General features: G+C 68.0%; 20 protein-coding genes. 15 read left to right on the top strand and 5 right to left on the bottom strand.

What is annotated here, in order from left to right:
- Positions 1–2: 2 nt before the first annotated feature.
- From gndA to irrA, 3 genes are all read right to left on the bottom strand, one after another.
- Positions 3–1,406, bottom strand: coding sequence for an NADP-dependent phosphogluconate dehydrogenase (gene gndA, locus I8N54_RS02645; protein WP_140194054.1), 1,404 nt, complete (start codon positions 1,404–1,406; stop codon positions 3–5).
- 106 nt (positions 1,407–1,512) lie between these two features.
- Positions 1,513–2,223: a tRNA (guanine(46)-N(7))-methyltransferase TrmB gene (trmB, locus tag I8N54_RS02640; protein WP_140194055.1), complete on the bottom strand. Its 711-nt coding sequence runs from the start codon at positions 2,221–2,223 to the stop codon at positions 1,513–1,515.
- Between the two features lie 52 nt (positions 2,224–2,275).
- Positions 2,276–2,680: an iron response transcriptional regulator IrrA gene (irrA, locus tag I8N54_RS02635; RefSeq protein WP_140194056.1), complete on the bottom strand. Its 405-nt coding sequence runs from the start codon at positions 2,678–2,680 to the stop codon at positions 2,276–2,278.
- Positions 2,681–2,865: 185 nt separating this feature from the next.
- On the opposite strand from irrA, the gene fabA reads away from it, so the two are divergent.
- The 4 genes from fabA to I8N54_RS02615 all read left to right on the top strand — a co-directional run bounded on the left by fabA (position 2,866) and on the right by I8N54_RS02615 (position 6,647).
- Positions 2,866–3,375 carry a bifunctional 3-hydroxydecanoyl-ACP dehydratase/trans-2-decenoyl-ACP isomerase gene (gene fabA, locus I8N54_RS02630; RefSeq protein WP_140194057.1) on the top strand — a complete coding sequence of 170 codons (510 nt, stop codon included), beginning with the start codon at positions 2,866–2,868 and terminating at the stop codon, positions 3,373–3,375.
- Between the two features lie 132 nt (positions 3,376–3,507).
- The gene (fabB, locus tag I8N54_RS02625; RefSeq protein ID WP_140194058.1) at positions 3,508–4,737 is read left to right on the top strand and encodes a beta-ketoacyl-ACP synthase I; all 1,230 of its coding nucleotides are present in this window, start codon (positions 3,508–3,510) and stop codon (positions 4,735–4,737) included.
- 4 nt (positions 4,738–4,741) lie between these two features.
- Complete coding sequence (locus tag I8N54_RS02620) at positions 4,742–5,542, top strand: enoyl-ACP reductase FabI (RefSeq protein ID WP_140194059.1); 801 nt, start codon at positions 4,742–4,744, stop codon at positions 5,540–5,542.
- Between the two features lie 88 nt (positions 5,543–5,630).
- On the top strand, positions 5,631–6,647 hold the full coding sequence (locus I8N54_RS02615; RefSeq protein ID WP_140194060.1) for a Hint domain-containing protein: 1,017 nt from the start codon (positions 5,631–5,633) through the stop codon (positions 6,645–6,647).
- Here the strand turns inward: I8N54_RS02615 and I8N54_RS02610 are convergent.
- Together I8N54_RS02610 and I8N54_RS02605 are read right to left on the bottom strand one after the other, a co-directional pair.
- Positions 6,595–7,722 carry an MFS transporter gene (locus I8N54_RS02610; RefSeq protein WP_197097530.1) on the bottom strand — a complete coding sequence of 376 codons (1,128 nt, stop codon included), beginning with the start codon at positions 7,720–7,722 and terminating at the stop codon, positions 6,595–6,597. The genes I8N54_RS02615 and I8N54_RS02610 overlap by 53 nt on opposite strands.
- A gap of 101 nt (positions 7,723–7,823) precedes the next feature.
- Positions 7,824–8,258: an FKBP-type peptidyl-prolyl cis-trans isomerase gene (locus I8N54_RS02605; protein ID WP_140194062.1), complete on the bottom strand. Its 435-nt coding sequence runs from the start codon at positions 8,256–8,258 to the stop codon at positions 7,824–7,826.
- 172 nt (positions 8,259–8,430) lie between these two features.
- On the opposite strand from I8N54_RS02605, the gene I8N54_RS02600 reads away from it, so the two are divergent.
- The 11 genes from I8N54_RS02600 (at position 8,431) to I8N54_RS02550 (ending at position 19,670) form a co-directional block, all read left to right on the top strand.
- A complete protein-coding gene (locus I8N54_RS02600; RefSeq protein WP_140194063.1) occupies positions 8,431–9,108 on the top strand; it encodes a haloacid dehalogenase type II in 678 nt (225 codons plus the stop codon).
- Entirely contained in the window at positions 9,108–9,932 is an 825-nt protein-coding gene (locus I8N54_RS02595; RefSeq protein ID WP_140194064.1) for an alpha/beta fold hydrolase, read from the top strand. The genes I8N54_RS02600 and I8N54_RS02595 overlap by 1 nt, the downstream gene beginning before the upstream one ends.
- Positions 9,929–10,900, top strand: coding sequence for a threonine ammonia-lyase (locus tag I8N54_RS02590; protein ID WP_140194065.1), 972 nt, complete (start codon positions 9,929–9,931; stop codon positions 10,898–10,900). Before I8N54_RS02595 ends, I8N54_RS02590 begins: the two co-directional genes overlap by 4 nt.
- Positions 10,897–12,099, top strand: coding sequence for an endonuclease/exonuclease/phosphatase family protein (locus I8N54_RS02585; RefSeq protein ID WP_140194066.1), 1,203 nt, complete (start codon positions 10,897–10,899; stop codon positions 12,097–12,099). The genes I8N54_RS02590 and I8N54_RS02585 overlap by 4 nt, the downstream gene beginning before the upstream one ends.
- 309 nt (positions 12,100–12,408) lie before the next feature.
- On the top strand, positions 12,409–13,209 hold the full coding sequence (gene pcaD / locus I8N54_RS02580) for a 3-oxoadipate enol-lactonase (protein ID WP_140194067.1): 801 nt from the start codon (positions 12,409–12,411) through the stop codon (positions 13,207–13,209).
- The gene (gene pcaC, locus I8N54_RS02575; RefSeq protein WP_140194068.1) at positions 13,202–13,567 is read left to right on the top strand and encodes a 4-carboxymuconolactone decarboxylase; all 366 of its coding nucleotides are present in this window, start codon (positions 13,202–13,204) and stop codon (positions 13,565–13,567) included. Before pcaD ends, pcaC begins: the two co-directional genes overlap by 8 nt.
- A gap of 1 nt (position 13,568) precedes the next feature.
- Positions 13,569–14,267, top strand: coding sequence for an alpha/beta fold hydrolase (locus I8N54_RS02570; RefSeq protein ID WP_140194069.1), 699 nt, complete (start codon positions 13,569–13,571; stop codon positions 14,265–14,267).
- Positions 14,268–14,309: 42 nt separating this feature from the next.
- The gene (locus tag I8N54_RS02565) at positions 14,310–15,665 is read left to right on the top strand and encodes a lyase family protein (protein ID WP_140195646.1); all 1,356 of its coding nucleotides are present in this window, start codon (positions 14,310–14,312) and stop codon (positions 15,663–15,665) included.
- 76 nt (positions 15,666–15,741) lie between these two features.
- Entirely contained in the window at positions 15,742–16,830 is a 1,089-nt protein-coding gene (locus I8N54_RS02560; protein WP_140194070.1) for a Zn-dependent alcohol dehydrogenase, read from the top strand.
- Between the two features lie 180 nt (positions 16,831–17,010).
- Positions 17,011–17,547 carry an RNA polymerase sigma factor gene (locus tag I8N54_RS02555; RefSeq protein ID WP_197097531.1) on the top strand — a complete coding sequence of 179 codons (537 nt, stop codon included), beginning with the start codon at positions 17,011–17,013 and terminating at the stop codon, positions 17,545–17,547.
- Positions 17,544–19,670 (top strand): VWA domain-containing protein, encoded by a 2,127-nt coding sequence (locus I8N54_RS02550; RefSeq protein WP_140194072.1) that lies wholly within the window; start codon positions 17,544–17,546, stop codon positions 19,668–19,670. The genes I8N54_RS02555 and I8N54_RS02550 overlap by 4 nt, the downstream gene beginning before the upstream one ends.
- Positions 19,671–19,706 lie beyond the last annotated feature (36 nt).

Here is a 19,706-nt window from a genome sequence, read left to right as displayed (position 1 = left end):
GTTCAGTCCCACCAGGGGCCGTGCTGGCCCGTCTCGCCGGTGTCGAGACGCTCGAACCCGTGCATCCCGAAGCGGTCGCGCTGGCCCTGGATCAGGTCCGTCGTACCGCGCGCGGTCGACATCGTGTCGAGGAAGCCGAGCGCCGCCGAGAACGCCGGCACCGCGTGACCGGACAGCGCGGCGGCGGAGACCACCTTGCGCAGCGCCGGCATGGTGCTGCGCAGCAGTTCCGCGAAGTCGTCGCCGAAGATCAGCTGCCCCTCGGGCAAGTTGCCCCGGAAGGCGGACGCGATCTCGTCCAGCAGGGACGAGCGGATGATGCAGCCGGCGCGCCAGACCTCGGCGATGGTGGCGAAATCGAGCGACCACTCGAATTCGTCCGACGCCGCCTTGAGGATGCGGAAGCCCTGCGCGTAGGCCACGACACGGCCCGCCAGCAGAGCGGCTTCGAGATCCTCGTTCGTCAGGTCGACCGAGCCACGGGTAAAGCCGAGGATATCGGCACCCGCCTTGCGCGTGCCCTTCTCGGCGGACCAGCTGCGCGCGCCGACGGCGGCCTCGATCGCGGACGCCGACTGCCCCATGCGTAGCGCTTCGATCACGGTCCAGCGGCCCGTGCCCTTCTGGCCCGCGCGGTCGAGGATGACGTCCACGGCGGGCTCACCCGTCTTGCTGTCCTTCGCGGCGAGCACCTCGGCGGTGATCTCCACGAGGTAGCTCTGCAGGCGACCCTCGTTCCAGCCGCCGAACACCTCGCCGATGGCGGCGGGCTCCATGTCGCGGCCGTAGCGCATCAGGCCGTAGACCTCGGCGATGAGCTCCATGTCGGCATACTCGATGCCGTTGTGGACCGTCTTCACGAAGTGGCCGGCGCCGTCGGGACCAAGGCGCGCGGCACAGGGCGCGCCATCGAACTTGGCGGCGATCGCGTCGATCACCTCTTTCAGGCCGTGCCAGACACTGTCGGTGCCGCCGACCATGATGGAGGGGCCGTTGCGGGCCCCTTCCTCACCGCCGGACACGCCCATGCCGAGGAAGGCGAGGCCGCGCGACTCGAGCTCGCCCGTCCGGCGGCGCGTGTCGTTGAAGTCGGCGTTGCCTGCGTCGACGATCACGTCACCGGGTTCGAGGTGCGGGATCAGCTGCTCGATGGAATCATCGACCGGCTTGCCTGCGGGCACCATCAGGATGATCGCGCGCGGGGCGGGCATCGCCTGCGCCATCTCGACGAGGCTGTCGGCGGAGGTCAGTTTTTCGGCGAGCGGGCCGGCCTCGGTGACGAAGTCCTTCGTCACGTTGGCGGAGCGGTTGGAGACATGCAGCGGGTAGCCGTTGTCCAGGATGTTCAGCGCCAGCGCGCTTCCCATCGTTCCAAGACCGTACAGGCCGAGTGTCGGAAGTGTCATGGCGCGGCTCCTTGTCATTCATGCATCCCGGCGCCTGCCGGGTTAGTGATCTGTGCTGGCGGCAACCTAGACCGAAATCCGCACCGACCAACAGGCCCCCCGGACGTCAGAGACGCCGGAAGGTGAGGTAATGCGGAACGCGCCCCTCGCGGAGCGCCTTCTGTTCGTAGCGCGTGGACAGCCAGTCGTCCCAAGGGTGGCGCCAGTCGTCCGCCTCTTCCGCCAGCCATTCGAAGCCGAACCGCGGCACCTGCTCGAGCGCCTGTCGCACGTAATCGGGAATGTCGGTGGCGATGCGGAACTCCGCGCCGGGCTTCAGCACCTCTGCCAACGGCTCCAGATGTTCCGGCGTCACGAAGCGGCGGCGGTGGTGCCGCGCCTTCGGCCAGGGGTCGGGATAGAGCAGGAACGCCTTGGCGATGCTCTGCGCCGGCAGCACGTCGAACATGTCGCGCACGTCGCCCGGATGCACCCGGAGGTTCTCGACCCCTGCCGCGCGAATCTTGCCGAGCAGCATGGCCACGCCGTTGATGTAGGGTTCGCAGCCGATCAACCCGACGTCCGGGTTGGCCGCCGCCTGGTGCACGAGATGCTCGCCACCGCCGAACCCGATCTCCAGCCAGACGTCCCGGTCGCCGAACAGCCCTGAAAGGTCGAGCGGCGTGCGCTCGGGGTTCGCGTCCCACGTCACATCGCCCGGCGACAGCTTGCCGAGATCCTCGTCGAGGTAGACCTCCTGCGACTTCCGCAGGCCCTTGCCCTTGGTCCGTCCGTAGAAGTTGCGCCAGGGTGCGCCAGTGGGATGCTGATCGGTCATGCGCCGCGCCCTAGCCAAAGCCGGGTGTGCAGGCAAGTGCCATGGGCCCCGCTCAGGTGCGGCGCAGGCGGATCACCACATCGACCTTGGAAATCTCCGCACCCTTCGGCGCGTCGGGGAGCCGCGCGATCTCCAGCTCTTCCGCCGGGGCATCGGTCAGCTCCGCGCTGTCTTCCCAGAAGAAGTGCGGGTGGTCGGTCATGTTGGTGTCGAAGTAGCTCTTGGAACCGTCGACCACGATCTCGCGCAGGAGATGCGCCTCGCAGAAGGCCTTGAGCGTGTTGTAGACCGTGGCGAGCGACACTTTCTCGTCGCTTCGCTGCGCAGCCTCGTAGAGGCTTTCGGCCGTGACGTGACGGTCATGGCCGTCACCGACCAGCAATGACGCAAGCGCCAGCCGCTGGCGCGTCGGTCGAAGCCCCGCTGCCGCAAGCCAATTCTCGCTGCGTACCGTCACCTGGTCCAATGGTCCGTCCAATCCTTAGCGTTTCTCATAAGATAATGCGCTTGTGCCCCGGATTTCAATGCGTCGTTGGGTCCCGCGCCTCCCGAGTGCCGCCCTTGCCACGCTTCGCTCCCGGGTGATAAGGCGCTGCGTCAGGAACCACACGCCCCGCAGCAGCACCGAGGAGCAGAGCCGGCATGGCCGACTACCCCACCAGTTTCGACAAGGACGACCTGCTCAAATGCGCGCGGGGAGAGCTCTTCGGACCGGGGAACGCCCAGCTTCCCGAACCGCCGATGCTGATGATGGACCGGATCACCGACATCTCCGGCGACGGTGGGCCGAACGGCAAGGGCCACGTCGTGGCCGAGTTCGACATCACTCCCGACCTTTGGTTCTTCGAATGTCACTTCCCCGGCAATCCGATCATGCCGGGCTGCCTCGGCCTCGACGGACTGTGGCAGCTCACCGGCTTCAACCTCGGCTGGCGCGGCTGGCAGGGGCGTGGCTACGCGCTCGGTGTCGGCGAGGTGAAGCTGACCGGAATGGTGCGACCGGACCGCAAGATGCTGACCTACTACGTCGACTTCACGAAAGCCGTTCAGACCCGTCGCCTGACGATGGGCGTCGCCGACGGGCGCGTCGAGGCGGACGGCGAAACGATCTATCAGGTCAAGGACATGAAGGTCGCCCTGTCGGAGAGCTGACGCTCGCCCGACCCTGTTGCCGGCCCCGCACCCCGTGTTGCGGCGCGCGGAACTGGGACCGACATTCCCTGACACCTTGCTCCTGAGACGCAGCGTCGTTAACAGGGAGCCGGCCTCATGCAAGGAGACTCCATGCGTCGCGTCGTCGTCACCGGGTTGGGTATCGTCTCGCCGATCGGGAATAATGCCACCGAAGTGGACGCCGCCCTCCGGGCGGGCAAGTCCGGTATCGAAGCCGTCCCAGAAATGACGGAGAAAGGCTTCCGGAGCCAGATCGCCGGGACCCTGAAGATCGACGTCAGCGAGCATGTCGACAAACGCGCCCTGCGCTTCATGGGACCGGGCGCGGCCTACGCGCACATCGCCATGACCCAGGCGATCGCGGATGCCGGCCTCGAGGAGTCCGAGATCGTGAACCCGCGCACCGGCCTGATCGCCGGCTCCGGCGGGCCGTCGACCTCGGCGATGTTCACCGCGCACCAGACCGTGCTCGAGAAAGGGTCGCCCAAGCGGATCGGCCCGTTCGCCGTGCCGAAATGCATGAGCTCGACGATCTCCGCGAACCTCAGCACCGCGTTCCGGATCAAGGGGATCAACTACTCGATCACCTCGGCCTGCTCGACCTCGCTGCACTGCATCGGCTCCGCCGCGGAGCAGATCATGATGGGCAAGCAGGACGTCATGTTCGCCGGCGGCGGAGAAGAGCTCGACTGGACGCTCTCCTGCCTGTTCGACGCGATGGGCGCGATGTCCTCCAAGTACAACGATCAGCCGACGAAGGCCTCGCGCGCGTTCGACGCAGACCGGGACGGTTTCGTCATCGCCGGCGGCGGCGGCATGGTCGTGCTGGAAGACTACGAGCACGCCAAGGCGCGCGGCGCGAAGATCTACGCCGAAGTCACCGGCTTCGCCGCGACCTCCGACGGGCACGACATGGTCGCGCCGTCCGGCGAGGGCGGCGAGCGCGCGATGCAACTCGCCCTGCAGACGCTCCCCGAGGATCGCAAGGTCAGCTACATCAACGCCCACGGCACCTCGACCCCCGTCGGCGACGTGGGCGAAGTCGAGGCCGTCCGCCGCGTGTTCGGCGAGGGCACGACGCCCCCGATCAGCTCCACCAAGTCGATGACCGGCCACAGCCAGGGCGCGACCGGCGCGCAGGAGGCGATCTATTGCCTGCTGATGCTGCAGGGCGATTTCATCGCCCCCTCGATCAACGTCGAGACGCTGGACCCCGCGCTCGCCCCGGCGGAGATCGCGACTTCGCTGGTCGAGAACGCCGGCCACGACACGCTGATGACCAACAGTTTCGGCTTCGGCGGCACCAACGGCTCGATGCTGCTCTCGAAGATAAGGGACTGACGCGATGACGATTTCTATGCAGGGCAAACGCGGCCTGATCATGGGCGTCGCCAACGAACGATCCATCGCATGGGGCATCGCCTCCGCCCTGCGGGAGGCCGGGGCCGACCTCGCCTTCACCTACCAGGGCGAGCAGCTCCTGAAGCGCGTCAAACCCCTCGTCGAAGGGATCGGCTGCGACATCATGCTGGAGGCCGACGTCACCGACGATGCCTCGATGGATGCCGCCTTCGCCTCGCTCAAGGAACAGTGGGGCTCGGTCGACTTCCTCGTCCACGCCATCGCCTATTCCGACCGGGCCGAGATCCAGGGCCGGTTCAGCGACACGACGCGGGCGAACTTCCTGAACTCGCTCAACATCTCCTGCTACAGCTTCATCGACGTCGCGCGCCGCGCGGCGGACCTGATGCCCGAAGGCGGCACGGTCCTGACGATGACCTACCAGGGCAGCCAGAAGGTGATCCCGTTCTACAACGTGATGGGTGTGGCCAAGGCCGCCCTGGAAAGCGCGACCCGCTACCTCGCCAACGACCTCGGCCCGCAGGGGATCCGGGTCAACGCGATTTCGCCGGGTCCGATGAAGACGCTCGCCGGGGCTGCCGTCGGCGGCGCGCGCCGGACCTTCAAACATGCGGAGACGAACTCTCCGCTGCGCCACAACGCCACGCTCTCGGCGGTCGGCGGCACGGCGGTGTGGCTCTGCTCCGATGCCGGGTCCTCCACCACGGGCGAGATCGTCCATGTCGACGGCGGCTACCACATCATCGGCATGCCCCAGCCCGAGAAGCTCCCCGCCAGCGAGTGACGGGCATCCGCGCGCCGCGTAACCCGTCCTAAAGACTTCGCCTGTATAAGCGCCTGCACCGGGGACAAACGGGGCCGCGCGCGACCGGATGGCGAACTATTCGCTCCACATCTTCGACATCTCGCATATTTCGACGGATGATCCCGACGGGTTCGACGACAATGGCGGCTACCAGTTCGAAGTCGGCGTCAACACCGTCACCCTCTCCCCGACCGCCGTCTCACAGGAAATCTCGGTTACCGACTGGAACAACCAGTTCTTCGATGACGACGGTGGCAGTGGCCAGATCCTGAACGGCGACTGGACGATCAACGGCACCACCTATGCGTCCGGCACCAACATCGAGGGCGAATATGTCCTCCTCGTCGAGGATTCCGCCGGCACCGAATACGGTCTTCAGTTCGTTTCCCTGAACAACGATGCCTTCAAGATCGAAGGCTTCGTCGTGCATGGCGGCCAGCCTCCAAGGGGGGAGCCGCTGACCATCGTGGCGATCTACGACAATGTCGTCGGCTACCTCGAATATGCCGGGTCTACCCCGTCATGTTTCGCCGGTCGAACGCGGATCGACACCGACCGCGGGCCGATCCCGGCGGCGGAGCTTCGCCCCGGCGCGATGCTCTCGACATGGGACGGCCTTGCGACCGAGCTGCGCCTTGTCCTGCGCCGCACGATGTCGATCGACAGCTTCCGGAGGGCGCCGATCCGGTTTCATGTCGACGCGCTCGGTCAGGGATGCCCGTCGCGCACTCTGTTCCTGTCACCGCAACACCGTGTCCTTGTCGAGGGGCAGCTGATCGCGGCACGCCAGCTCTCGGCACTGCCCCGCATCGGCCCGCTGCGCCGGCCCGGACGGATCGACTACGTCCACCTCGTCACTGCGAAGCACGCCCTGCTCATCGCGGAAGGTCTTCCGTGTGAAAGCTTCTGGCCCGGCCCGCAGGCGCTGAGCGGCCTGCGCCCCGCGGAGCGGCTGGCGGTGACTGCGATCATGGGCCCGGACCCGCCATCAGTCCGCCCCTTCGCATCGGGGCGCACGGCAAGTCAGCTCGTCAGGCTGGCTGCAGGTCGTCGCTCTCCTGTCGGCCAAAGCGTCCGGACATGAGCAGGGAAAGGACGATGATCGGCACGAAGAACAGCAGCGCCATCCGCAGGTCCGTCACCTGCGCCAGCAGACCGTAGATCGGCGATCCGCTCGAATTCATGATCGTCGACAGCAGCGAATAGGCGGCGAGCGTCGTTGCGCTGCCGCCGTCGATCCGTCCGCAGGCCGAAAAGCCGAGCGGGATCGCGACGCTCGTCCCCGCCCCGACGAGGCCCAGCGCGACCATCGCCACAACCGGGCTAGACGCAGCGGCGAGAAGCAGCACCCCGGCGAGCAGCAGGACGGACGCGCCCTGACCCACCCGGACCGCTCCGAAACGGGTCACGGCCCAGTCGCCGCTCAACCGGCCGAGCGTCAGCATCACGGTGAAGACCGGCAGGGCCACAGCAGCGACCGCCTCAGCCGCATCCAGCGTGTCGCGCAGGTAGATCACGCTCCAGTTCCGGGCGATGCCTTCCAGCACGCCGCCGGCCATCGCGGCAAGCGCGACCATCCAGACCGCAGAACTCGGAACGGCGAATCGCTTCTTCTTCAGAACCGACTCCGCCGCGCTCTCCGGATCGCTCATGGGGGCGAGCATGACGATCGCCAGACCGGACAGGATGACCGCCGCACCGACGAATTGCGCCAGCGGCGAAACACCCGCCGCAATCAGCAGCGGCGCGATCATCGTGGCGACGAGAAAGCCGATCCCCCAGCTGCCGTGCAGCCGGTTCATGATGGACGACTCGTGCCGCCGCTCGATCGCGGTGCCGGCGACGTTGATCGACACGTTGCCGGACGACAGCGCGAGGCCGAACAGGAACAGCGCGGCCGACAATGTCACCAGACCCGTGGTGAGTGCGGTCGGGACCGTGAGACAGGCGAACAGGATCGCGCTGACGATGCAGGCCGTGCGCGCGCCCCACCGTTCGATGAACGGCGCGACCACGATGTTGCCGAGGAACACGCCGACGCTCATTGCCAGCAGGGCAAGCCCGAAGGCCCCCTCCGAAAGCGCCAGCCCGCGCTGCAACTCAGGCAGTCGCGAGACGAGCGCGCCGAGCGTCGCGCCATGGATCGCGAAGGCGAACATGCCGCGAAACCTGTCCGGTAAGTGCATGAGATACCCCGAAAACAACTCGCGCCCGACACTGGGCCGGGCGCGAGCAAACTACCAGTCCTGAGTTGGAAGGCTCAGGCGGACTTGACCTCGACCAGTTCGATGTCGAACTTCAGGTCCTTGCCGGCCAGCGGGTGATTGGCATCCAGCGTGACCTCGGACTCGTTCGCCTCGATGACCGTCACCGGAACGACCTGGCCCTGCGGCGTCTGCATCTGCAGACGGGTGCCCGGGTCGGTCGGGATGTCATCGGGAATCTGGCCGCGCGGCACGGATTGCCGGGCGCTCGGATCGGCTTCGCCGTAGGCTTCCGCGCAAGGCACGTCGACGGTCTTCTTGTCGCCGACTTCCATGCCGGGGATCGCCGCGTCGAGGCCGGGGATGATCTGGCCGGAGCCGAGTTCGAACTCCAGCGGGTCTTTCCCGGCAGAGCTGTCGAAGGTTTCTCCGCCTTCGAGAGTTCCGGTGTAGTGGATGCGCACAGTGTCGCCGCTCTTGGCCTGCGTCATGGTTGTCTCCGTCGGTTTGGGAAAAGAAAAAGGGAGGCCGCCAGTCTCGACGGGTGCTCCGTGTCTGGACAAGAGGCTATGCAGTCCGGCCCCGGATTGCAAACCCGTGGGGGTAAATCACGGGACTTTCACCCCTCCGCCGCCCGTGCAAAGGTCCGCGCGGAGCACCGCGATGACCATCACGACCTGCATCTTCGACGCCTACGGCACCCTTCTGGACGTCAACGCCGCCGCGCGCACCGCTGCGGCGGAGCCCGGCCACGAACGCCTGTCCGACGCGTGGCCCGCGCTCTCCGAGGCGTGGCGGCGCAAACAGCTCGAATACAGCTGGCTGCGCGCCGTCGCCGACCGTCACACCGATTTCTGGGAGGTGACGCGCGATGCACTCGACTGGGCGATGGAGGCGACCGACCTCGACGACGCAATCCTGCGCGACCGCCTTCTCGACCTCTACCGGACGCTCGACGCCTACCCGGAGGTGCCCGCGACGCTCGCCGCGCTGAAGGACCGGGGCCTCGCCACCGGGATCCTCTCGAACGGGTCGCCCGCGATGCTGTCGACCGCCGTCCGCTCCGCCGGTATCGAAGGCTCGCTCGACCATGTGCTGTCGGTGGAGAGTGTGGGCGTCTACAAACCCCACCCTTCCGTCTATGCGCTGGTCACCGACAGCTTCGGCTGCACCCGGGACGACGTTCTGTTCGTCTCCTCCAACGGCTGGGACATCGCCGGCGCATCCGCGTTCGGCTTCCGCACCCTCTGGGTGAACCGCACCGGTCAGCCGCAGGACCGCCTTTTTGCCGGGCCGAACGCCACAGCGCCCGATCTCACCTCTATGGAGGACCATCTCTGATGCCGCGCTTCACGACCTCCGACGGGCTCAGCCTGCATTACACGGCCGAGGGCGCGGGGCCGCCCGTGCTCTGCCTCGCCGGGCTGACCCGCAATGCGGACGACTTCGCCTACCTCGCCCGTGCCCTGCCCGAATACCGGCTGATCCGCCTCGACTACCGGGGCCGGGGCCGCTCCGACCGAGCCGCCGATTTCGAGAGCTACACTGTCGAGCGCGAGGGTCAGGACGCGATCGAGTTGCTGGACCACCTCGACCTCGGGACGGTGCCGCTGATCGGCACGTCGCGCGGCGGGCTGATCGGCATGACCCTCGCCCAGTCGAACGGCGACCGGCTCTCGGCCATCGTGCTGAACGACATCGGCCCGGTGATCGAACACGAGGGCCTCGCCAACATCATGACCTACCTCGGACGGCGCCCGGACCTGCCCGACCTCGAGGCCGGCGCCCAACACCTGATGGAGGTGAATGCCGACACCTTCCCCGGCGTCCCGCTCGAGCGCTGGCGCGAAGAGGCCGCCGCCCGCTGGACCGAGACTCCCGACGGGCTCGACCTGCGCTACGACCCGCGCCTGCGGGACGCGCTCGAACAGGGGTCCGGCAGCGGCCTCTACGATCCCTGGGTCGCGATCGGCGGCCTGATCGAGCGCCCGGTCGGCATCATCCGGGGCGAAAATTCCGACATCCTGTCGGAAGCCACCGTGACGGAGATGGTCGCCCGCATCCCCGACAGCCGCGCCGTGACCCTCGCCGACCGGGGCCACGTCCCGTTCCTCGACGAGCCCGAAGCGGTCGACCTGATCCGCAGCACGCTGGAGAGCGCATGAACATCGACATGATCCGGGCCGCGGCCGGCCGCATCGCCGGCAAGGCCCGCCGCACGCCGCTGCTGTCGTCCCCGTTCCTCGACGAGATCGCGGGACGCAGGGTCTTCGTGAAGGCCGAGTGCCTCCAGCATACCGGCAGCTTCAAGTTCCGCGGGGCCTACGCCGCGATCTCCGCGATCCCCGAGGCGACGCGCGCCGCCGGAATCCTCGCCTATTCCAGCGGCAACCACGCGCAGGGCGTCGCGCTTGCCGCGAAGATGCACGGTGTCTCGTCCGTCATCGTCATGCCCTCCGACGCGCCCGCGCTGAAGCTCGCCAACACCGCCGCCTACGGGGCGGAAGTCGTCACCTACGACCGTGACAAGGAAAGCCGCGAGGAGATCGGCAGCGCGCTGGCCGAGGACCGCGGACTGACCCTCGTCCGGCCCTACGACGAGCCCGAGGTGATCGCCGGTCAAGGCACGACGGGCCTTGAGATCGCGGAAGACGCCGCGGCGCTCGGGATCAGCAGGGCCGACGTCATGGTCTGCTGCGGCGGGGGCGGCCTGACCTCGGGCATCGCACTCGCGCTCGAGGCGGAGGCTCCCGGCCTGCGCGTCCGCCCGGCAGAGCCCGAGGGCTTCGACGACGTGACCCGTTCGCTCGAGGCGCACGAAGTCCAGACAAACGACCGGCTGTCGGGCTCGATCTGCGACGCGATCGTCACGCCCGCGCCGGGCAAGCTCACCTTCCCGATCCTCGACCGCCTCGCCGGTCCCGGCCTCGTCGTCAGCGACGAGGAAGCTCTGCGCGCCGTTGCGCTCGCGTTCCAGCGGCTCAAGATCGTGGTGGAGCCCGGCGGCGCCGTCGCGCTCGCCGCCGCCCTGTTCAGGCCCGACGCATTCGAGGGCGACGCGGTCTTCGCCGTCACCACCGGGGGCAACATCGATGCGGCCACCTTCGCGCGAGCACTGGAGACGCTGACATGAAACGCTTCACCCTCGCCAGCTTCAACGTGAAGAACCTCATCGGCCCCGACGAGGAATACTACCGGTTCGAGAGATACACGCCCGAGGAATATGCCTGGAAAGAGGACTGGCTCGCCGACCAGCTCATGTCGCTGAACGCCGACATCGTCGGCTTCCAGGAGATCTTCGAAGAACCCGCCCTCGCCCGTGTCATCGCCGAAAGCGACGCGCGCGGCATTGCCTCCAACGACACGTCGCTGCCCGACCGCTCGCAGCGCTACCACCGCAAGGCGATATTCCGGAAACTGGCCTACGAGCCCTACACCGACGCAACCCTAGCCTTCGCGCCGAACGTCTCCGACGGCGAACCGGGAGAGAGGCGGCCCGGGCTCGCCATCCTGTCCCGCTACGGCTTCACCGAACCGCCCGAGGTGGTCCAGCAGCTCGACGAGCCGCTCCGCGTCGACTTCCGGGAAGTCTTCGGGCCCGAGGCTGGCCATTTCGAACTGACCCGCGTTTCGCGCCCGATCATGAAGGCCCGGATCCCGGTCGGCGACCAGGTCGTCACCATCTTCAACTGTCACCTGAAATCGAAGCTGGGAGAGTTCGACCGCCCCCAAGGCGCGCTCTTCGCGCCCGAGCAGGACCTGCTGAACTACGATCCCGCGGGCCGCGCGCTCGGCGCGATGCGGGCCGGGCTGCGCCGGATGGGCGAGGCCTGGCTGCTGCGCCGCCTGATCCTCGACGAACTGGAGCAGGACCGGCCGGTCCTCGTGCTCGGCGACTTCAACGATTCCGACCACTCCGTCTCGACCGAGATCATTTCGGGCGAGGTGCCGTTCCGCAATTACGCCTGGATGCGCCGCCACGACGCAACCACCCCTTACGAGCGCTACACCGAACAGGAAGCGACGCGAATCAAGGAGGACGTCGAGCGGGTCCGCCTGCATTCGGCGGAGAAGCTGTTCGTCCGCAAGGCGCTCCGCGACATGGTCTATACCGCCAGCTTCGGCGGCATCTACGAGTCGATCGACATGATCCTGATGTCCCGGCACTTCCACCCGGACTTCGCCGGGCGGATCGGCGAGATGGAGTACTTCTCCGTGCTGAACGACCACCTCACGGACGGCTCGTTCCCGGAGGCGCCCTACAACAAGCTCGCCTCCGATCACGGACAGATCATGGCCCACTTCCGTCTCGGCGACACCGCTCCCGGGTGAGTCGCACGGACTGGGGATGAGGTCCGCTATGGTTGAGCGAAGCAATATCAACAGAACACACTATCGAACCGTAGTTTGCCCGTTCCAGATGTCACATTTTTTGGCGCTTGCACGAAGGTTGAGCAATTATGAAATTCCGTTGACACTACGTAGGCTGTGCTGTTTGGTCACATGACTAGGGAGGAGGATCAGCCGACCCTTGACGGCACGAGGAGTGCCTCGGTGAAGCTGGTCAAACCGGTTCGGGCCGCGCCACAAGCGACGGCCCGAACCGTCTTTCACAACCCCGGCAAACAGGGTGGAGGGACGATGCAGGATCATCGCGTGGACCGTGGTGGCTTGAGCATTCATGCCAGAATCAGCGGCTCAGAGGATGCAAATGCACCCACCGTGGTCTTTGCAAATTCGCTCGGCACCGACCTCCGGATCTGGGATGACGTGGTCGCCCATCTGCCCGAAACGCTCCGCATCGTGCGCTTCGACAAGCGCGGGCACGGGCTGTCCTCGGTTCCGCCGGCACCCTACGCGATGGGCGCGCTCGTCACCGACGCGGAAGCGGTCTGCGATGAACTCGACGTCCGGGACTGCGTTTTTGTCGGGCTTTCGATCGGCGGATTGATCGCGCAGGGCCTCGCCGTCAAGCGGATGGACATCGTTCGTGCAATGGTGCTTTCGAACACTGCCGCGAAAATCGGAACGCCCTCTCTCTGGGAGGCCCGGATCGAGGCGGTGAAGGCCCACGGCATGGACAATCTCGCCGACGGCGTGATGGAGCGCTGGTTCTCCCGCCGCTTTCGCGAGAGCGACGACCTTGCCACGTGGCGGCAGCATCTCATCGACTGCCCGCCGGAAGGTTACATCGGCTGCTGCGCCGCGATCTCGGGCACCGACTTCTACAGCTCGACCGCCAGCCTGCGGCTGCCGACCCTCGTTATCGCCGGATCCGAAGACAAGGCGACGCCGCCCGACCTCGTCCGCGAGACGGCGGACCTGATCCCCGGTGCGCGGTTCGAACTGATGCGCGGTAGCGGACACCTGCCCTGTATCGAACATCCGCAGGACTACGCGGATCTTCTCACCGGCTTCCTGAAGGAGATCGGCCATGTCTGAGCGTTTCGACGAGGGCATGAAGGTCCGGCGCGAGGTGCTGGGCGACGAATGGGTCGACAAGGCGTCCGCCGGCGGGATCGACGCGTTCCAGCAGCTCATCACCGAATCCGCGTGGGGCACGGTCTGGGCGTCGGACGGGCTCGCCCGGCGGGACCGGTCGCTCGTCACGCTGGCCCTGCTCGCGGGTCTCGGCAACTGGGAGGAGCTCAGGCTCCACCTCCACGCTTGCCGCAACACCGGCGCCACCCGCGAGGAAGTCCTCGAAGTGTTCCAGCATGTCGCGATCTACGCCGGCGTCCCGCGCGCCAATCACGCGCGCAAGATCGCGAAAGACGTCTGGGCCGGGCAGGACGACTGAGTTGGCCCGTATCCTGCTGGTCCACGGAAGCTGCCACGGGGCATGGTGCTGGGACCTCGTCCTGCCGCGCCTCCGGGCCCTCGGCCACGACGTGGAGGCCATCGACCTGCCCGGCCGGCTTCCCGACGATCCCGACCCCACGCTCGACGATCACGCCCGCAGCATTTCCGACGCCTGTCCGGAACCGACCGTGCTGGTCGGCCATTCCGCCGGCGGCTACCCGATCACCGCCGCCGCAGAGGCCGGCGCGAGCGTGAGCCGCCTGATCTACCTCTGCGCCTACGTGCCCCGGGCCGGGCTGGGACTGGCCGACATGCGCAGGCTCTGGCCGGAGCAGCCTCTGGTGCCGTCCATCCGGCTGTCCGAAGATCGACAGCGGTTCACCATCGATCCCGGCATGGTCCGCCACCACTTCTACGCCGACGTGCCCGCCCCGCTGGCCAAGGATGCCGCCGCACGCCTCTGTCCGGAGCCCGTGGTCCCGCAGCTGACGCCGCTGCCCGCGACCACCCGCGCCGAGGCGCTGCCGCGCCGCTACATCGTCTGCAGGCAGGACAACGCAATTCCCCCCGACTTCCAGCGCGAGATGAGCGCGGACTGGCCGCGCGCCCATGTGACCGAACTCGACACCTCGCATTCGCCGTTCCTCTCCGCACCGGACCGGCTCGCCGCGCTCCTGGACCGTATGGCAACCGACTGACACGGGCTTGCATTGCCGCCGGGCGCGATGGCAGATGACGTCATGTCCGCCTCTCCCTTCGACAGTTCGATCTACCGTGACCTCCTCGCCGACCGGGAGACCGCGCGCCTGTTCACCGACAGCGCCGAGGTCCGGGCGATGCTGATCGTCGAAGGCGCGCTCGCCCGCGCGCAGGGGGCCGCAGGACTGATCCCCGAAGTGTCCGCCGCCGCGATCCACCGCGCGTCGCTCGAGCTTCAGATCGACCCCGGCAGCCTCGCCTCCGGTGTCGACGAAAGCGCCGTGCCGGTCCCGGCCCTCGTCAGACGCTTCCGGGACGAGATGCAGGCGCCCGAACATGCCCAGTGGGTGCATTACGGTGCGACCAGTCAGGACATTATGGACACCGCGCTCACCCTGCGGCTGCGGCAGGTGCTGGCACGCACGGAGGAGCGTCTCACCGCCGTCCTGACCGCGCTGGCCGCACAGGCGGATACGCATGCCGCACTGCCGATGACCGGGCGCACCTATGGACAGGCCGCCGTGCCGACGTCCTTCGGCGCGCTCGCCGCCGCCTGGGGCCGGCCGCTCGTGACGCTGGCCGAAGGGCTCGCTCCGCTGAAAGAGCAGCTGCTGCGCGTCAGCCTCGGCGGTGCGGCGGGCACCCTGTCGGCCATGGGCGCGGGCGGTGCACAGGTGCGGGCCGAACTGGCGCAGGGCCTCGGCCTTGGCGATCCAGGCGGCAGCTGGCACACCGCGCGGCAGCCGATCGCCGCGCTCTCCGCCTTCGCCACGCAGGTGACCGGCGCGCTTGGCAAGATGGGCGCCGACCTGACGCTGCTTGGCATGACCGGCATCGGTGAAATCACCCTGCCCGCGTCCGGCGCCTCCTCAACCATGCCGCAGAAGCGCAACCCGGTTCTGCCGGCGGCGCTCTCGGCGCTCGCCGCGCAGACGGTCGGGCTCAACCACACGATACAGGCTGCGCAGGTCCACACGCTCCAGCGGGACGGCAGCGCGTGGATCGGCGAGTGGCTGGCGCTGCCGCAAGTCTGCATCGCGATGAACCGCGCGCTCGACATCGCCGCCACGCTGGCCGAGGGGATTACGCCGAACGCCGACGCGATGCGCGCCGCGCTATCCGCCAACCACGGACTGATCCACGCAGAAGCGCTGTCCTTCCACCTCGCCCACCACATGCCCCGCCCCGAGGCGCAGGCGCGGGTGAAGGCGCTCTGCAACCGGGCCGTTGCGGAGGATCGCGACCTGTCCGACCTCGCGGCGGAAACCTTCCCCGACCAAGACCTCGCCCCCGTCTTCGCGGACGAAGCCGCGCTTGGCCTCGCACCGGTCGACGCGCGCAATTTCGCGTCTGCCGCGCGGGCTGCCGTTTCGTTACTTTCCGGCACCGCCCCCTGAAAACGGCATATCCCGTCGCGAACGGAGCAGAACCAACGGCTCTGCACGCCAACTTTCCGCGAAAACGGAGGTTTTCATGGCCAGAACCAGAGCCGCAGTCTGTCACGCCTTCGGCGCCCCGCTCTCCGTGGAGGAGGTCGAGCTGCGCGCGCCGGTGGTGAACGAGATCGAAGTCCGGCTCGAGGCCGTCGCGATCTGCCATTCCGACATCTCCTACGCCGAAGGGGCGTGGGGCGGCGACCTGCCGGCCGTCTTCGGGCACGAGGCGGCGGGCCGCGTGACCGCCGTCGGCCCCGGTGTGACCGCCTTCAAACCGGGCGACCGGGTCGTGGTCACGCTGATCCGCGCCTGCGACAGCTGCATCCAGTGCGCCACGGGTCATCCCGCGCTCTGCGAGACGCCGCGCCCGGCGGAAAGCGGGCCGCTGTCCATGCCGGACGGCTCGGCGCTGAAGCAGGCGATGTCCTGCGGCGCCTTCGCCGAGCGGATGGTCGTGGATCAGAGCCAGGCCGTCGTCGTGGGCGACGATGTCGGCGCGGACGTCGCCGCGCTCCTGTCCTGCGGTGTCATCACCGGCGTCGGGGCGGTGGTGAACGCGGGCGGTTTGCGGGCCGGGCAGGATGCCGTGGTGATCGGCGCCGGGGGCGTCGGCCTCAACGCGATCCAGGGCGCGCGCATCGCCGGCGCCCGCCGGATCGTCGCCGTGGACCTGTCGGAAGGCAAGCTCGCCGTCGCCCGCGATTTCGGCGCCACGGACACGGTGCTCGCCTCCGATCCCGCGCCGTGGGATCGGGTGCACGAGGCGATCGGGCGGCTGGCCGACGCGGTCTTCGTGTCGGTCGGTGTGACCATCGCCTACGACGCCGCGCCGAACTACATCACCTCCGGCGGCAAAGTCGTGATGATCGGCCTGCCCCATAGCGGGCACTTCTCATCCTACCAGCCGGTGAACATCGCCTCCTACGGGCAGTCGATGATCGGCTCGAAGATGGGCGACGTGGTGATCCGACGCGACATCCCGTGGATGGTCGATCTCTACCAGCAGGGCCGGCTGAAGCTGGACGAGCTGATCTCGCGCACCTGGACGCTCGACCAGATCAACGAGGCGATCGCCGACACGAAATCCGGCAGCGCCCGGCGCAATGTGATCCTGTTCTCCGCGTAGGGTGCGCGTTCAATGCGCACCACGCCTTCCCCGCGGGGAAGGCACTGATCCGCCCATCACCTCGTCCCGTAGGGTGCGCATTCACTGCGAAGCCCTCCCCCACGACCGCGACCGGCAATAATTCTCCCCCCGACCCGCCAAGGATTGACCGCGCTCGCGCGTCCAAGTCACGTGATGCGCATGAAGACGAGCGACGAGGACCTGGCCCTGGCGGCCGCCGGCGGTGACGGGGCGGCTTTCGCCCTGCTGCTCGAGCGGCAGTACGACCGGCTGTTCTCGCTCTGCTTCCGCCTCACCGGGTCCCGCGCCGAGGCCGAGGACCTGACACAGGACATCTGCGCCGCCCTGCCCGGCAAGCTGTCGGGCTATCGCCGTCAGGCGAAGGTGACGACGTGGCTCTACCGAGTCGCGGTCAACGCCGCCCACGACCGGCGTCGGCGCGCCGCGACCTACGTGAAGGCGACAGAGGGCTGGGGCGACTGGGAACTGACCCGGCAGGCCGACAACGACGAGTCGGCGGAGCGGCTCGACTGGCTGACCCGCGCAATGAGCGCCCTCCCCGACGAGTTGCGCGACACGCTCGCGCTGGTGCTCGACGAGGTGACCCATGCCGAGGCCGCCGAGGTGCTCGGCGTGACCGAGGGCACCGTCAGCTGGCGCATGTCCGAGATCCGCAAGCGCCTGCGCGCCCTGAGAGAGAAGGAGGAGGCGGAATGACCCGCCCCGACGACATCGAAGAGCTGAAAGCGGCAATGACTGCCGCGACCCCGCGCCCCGACCCGGCGCGGCGGGCGGAGACGCTGCGCCTCGCGGCGGAAAGTTTCGCCGCGCGCCAAGGATCGTCCGCCGAGGGGCGTCCTACTCCTGCCGATGCCCCGAGGGGCTTTATTGCAGGAGTGAAATCAATGTTTGCCAATATTTCCACACGTGGGGCACTGGTCGCCTCGACTGCCGTATTCGCCGGCTGTGTCCTTGTCCTGACGCCGCAGGGGCGCGATCTTTTGCGCCCGGTTCTGCCGATGGGACAGGCTGTGCCGGAAGCGCCGAAAGCGCCGGAGGAGCCGGTCGTCCTCAACGTACCGGAGGTGGACCCCGCCCCGCGCGGGCGCGCCGAAGGCGATGTCGCCACGATGGCGGCCCCGGCCGACGGTGCGCCGGTCGTCGCGAACGAACTGCGCAGCGCCCCCGCCGGCGGGGCTGAGTCTGCGATGTCGTCCGACGACGAGGCCCCGATGGTCGAGGAAGAGGCCGAGAGCCTCCCGGACACCGCTGCGATCACCGCACCGCCCTCGCCGCAGGCCGTCGCGCCCGTCCCGCTCGGCCGCATGGCGCAGCAGTTCGATGGCGGCGCCGCCGAATTCTCCGACGAGATGGTCATGGAAGCTCCACCTGCGCCCATGGGCAGCGGTGTGTCTCGGGACGCCCTCGTGGCGCCGGAGCCGGACACCGAAGCCTTCCCCGAAGCCGACCCGTCGAGCGTCAAGGTCACGACCGAAGAGCCCGTCTCCACCTTCTCGATCGACGTCGACACGGCGAGCTGGTCGATCGTGCGCTCCTCGCTGTCGCGCGGCCAGCTGCCGCCCCGCGACGCGGTGCGGATCGAGGAGATGGTGAACTACTTCCCCTACGACTATCCCGCGCCGGAGGCCGGCGAAGCGCCGTTCCGCGCCAGCATCGGCGTGATGGACAGCCCCTGGGCCGAGGGCCGGCAATTGGTCCACATCGGCCTGCAGGGCGAGATGCCCGCGCTTGCCGAGCGGCCGCCGCTGAATCTCGTCTTCCTGATCGACACGAGCGGCTCGATGGAGGATGCGACCAAGCTGCCGCTGCTGATCCAGTCCTTCCGCCTGATGCTGTCCGAGCTGCGCCCGGACGATGAAGTCGCGATCGTGACCTATGCGGGCTCCGCCGGCGTTGTGCTCGAGCCGACCCGCGCGAGCGAGCGGCAGACGATCACCGACGCGCTGCAACGTCTGTCGGCGGGGGGTTCGACCAACGGTCAGGGCGGGTTGCAGCAGGCCTACGCCACGGCGGAGGCGATGATGCAGGACGGCGAGATCGGCCGTGTCATCCTCGCCACCGACGGCGACTTCAACGTCGGCATCTACGACCCCGGAGAACTGACCGACTACATCGAGGAGAAGCGCGACAGCGGCACCTACCTTTCGGTGCTCGGCTTCGGGCGCGGCAACCTCGACGACGCGACGATGCAGGCGCTGGCGCAGAACGGCAACGGGACGGCGGCCTATATCGACACGCTGAACGAGGCGCAGAAGGTGCTGGTGGACCAGCTCACCGGCTCGCTCTTCCCGATCGCCGATGACGTGAAGGTGCAGGTGGAGTTCAACCCCGCCGCCGTCGCCGAGTACCGCCTGATCGGCTACGAGACACGCGCCCTGCGACGCGAGGACTTCAACAACGACGCGATCGACGCGGGGGAACTCGGCGCCGGCCACTCGGTCACCGCGATCTACGAGGTGACGCCGATCGGCTCGGACGCGCGAATGACCGATCCGCTGCGCTACGGCTCCGAACCGCAGACCGTCTCTGGCGACGCGGACGAGCTCGGCTTCCTCAAGCTGCGCTACAAGGAACCGGGGGAGGACACGTCGCAGCTTCTCGAGCAACCAATACTGCCGGATTCGGTGGCGGGAACCGAGGCTCGCTTCGCCGCGTCCATCGCGGGCTTCGGAGAGCTGCTGCGCGGGTCCGACTACCTCGGTGACTGGGGCTACGACGACGCCATCGCGCTCGCCAACGACAACCGGGGCGAGGACGCGTTCGGCTATCGCTCCGAAGCGGTGCAGATGATGCGGCTCGCCCAGTCACTCGACCAGTAAACGACACCTGTCCGGTAGCGAAGGGGCGGCGGCAAC

It is taken from the genome of Pelagovum pacificum, from assembly GCF_016134045.1.
In the GTDB taxonomy this organism is placed as follows: Bacteria; Pseudomonadota; Alphaproteobacteria; order Rhodobacterales; family Rhodobacteraceae; genus Oceanicola; species Oceanicola pacificus_A.
This window is presented reverse-complemented; position numbering and strand designations above follow the sequence as displayed.

Bases quoted from the DNA above. Each gene is read 5' to 3' on its own strand.
- I8N54_RS02585 (WP_140194066.1), top strand. From the start codon at position 10,897: ATGAAACGCTTCACCCTCGCCAGCTTCAACGTGAAGAACCTCATCGGC.
- I8N54_RS02610 (WP_197097530.1), bottom strand. From the start codon at position 7,722: ATGTTCGCCTTCGCGATCCATGGCGCGACGCTCGGCGCGCTCGTCTCG.
- I8N54_RS02550 (WP_140194072.1), top strand. From the start codon at position 17,544: ATGACCCGCCCCGACGACATCGAAGAGCTGAAAGCGGCAATGACTGCC.
- I8N54_RS02620 (WP_140194059.1), top strand. From the start codon at position 4,742: ATGACGATTTCTATGCAGGGCAAACGCGGCCTGATCATGGGCGTCGCC.
- pcaD (WP_140194067.1), top strand. From the start codon at position 12,409: ATGCAGGATCATCGCGTGGACCGTGGTGGCTTGAGCATTCATGCCAGA.
- I8N54_RS02600 (WP_140194063.1), top strand. From the start codon at position 8,431: ATGACCATCACGACCTGCATCTTCGACGCCTACGGCACCCTTCTGGAC.
- I8N54_RS02555 (WP_197097531.1), top strand. From the start codon at position 17,011: ATGAAGACGAGCGACGAGGACCTGGCCCTGGCGGCCGCCGGCGGTGAC.
- gndA (WP_140194054.1), bottom strand. From the start codon at position 1,406: ATGACACTTCCGACACTCGGCCTGTACGGTCTTGGAACGATGGGAAGC.
- fabA (WP_140194057.1), top strand. From the start codon at position 2,866: ATGGCCGACTACCCCACCAGTTTCGACAAGGACGACCTGCTCAAATGC.
- I8N54_RS02590 (WP_140194065.1), top strand. From the start codon at position 9,929: ATGAACATCGACATGATCCGGGCCGCGGCCGGCCGCATCGCCGGCAAG.
- trmB (WP_140194055.1), bottom strand. From the start codon at position 2,223: ATGACCGATCAGCATCCCACTGGCGCACCCTGGCGCAACTTCTACGGA.
- I8N54_RS02595 (WP_140194064.1), top strand. From the start codon at position 9,108: ATGCCGCGCTTCACGACCTCCGACGGGCTCAGCCTGCATTACACGGCC.
- I8N54_RS02605 (WP_140194062.1), bottom strand. From the start codon at position 8,258: ATGACGCAGGCCAAGAGCGGCGACACTGTGCGCATCCACTACACCGGA.
- pcaC (WP_140194068.1), top strand. From the start codon at position 13,202: ATGTCTGAGCGTTTCGACGAGGGCATGAAGGTCCGGCGCGAGGTGCTG.
- fabB (WP_140194058.1), top strand. From the start codon at position 3,508: ATGCGTCGCGTCGTCGTCACCGGGTTGGGTATCGTCTCGCCGATCGGG.
- I8N54_RS02615 (WP_140194060.1), top strand. From the start codon at position 5,631: ATGGCGAACTATTCGCTCCACATCTTCGACATCTCGCATATTTCGACG.
- I8N54_RS02565 (WP_140195646.1), top strand. From the start codon at position 14,310: ATGTCCGCCTCTCCCTTCGACAGTTCGATCTACCGTGACCTCCTCGCC.
- I8N54_RS02560 (WP_140194070.1), top strand. From the start codon at position 15,742: ATGGCCAGAACCAGAGCCGCAGTCTGTCACGCCTTCGGCGCCCCGCTC.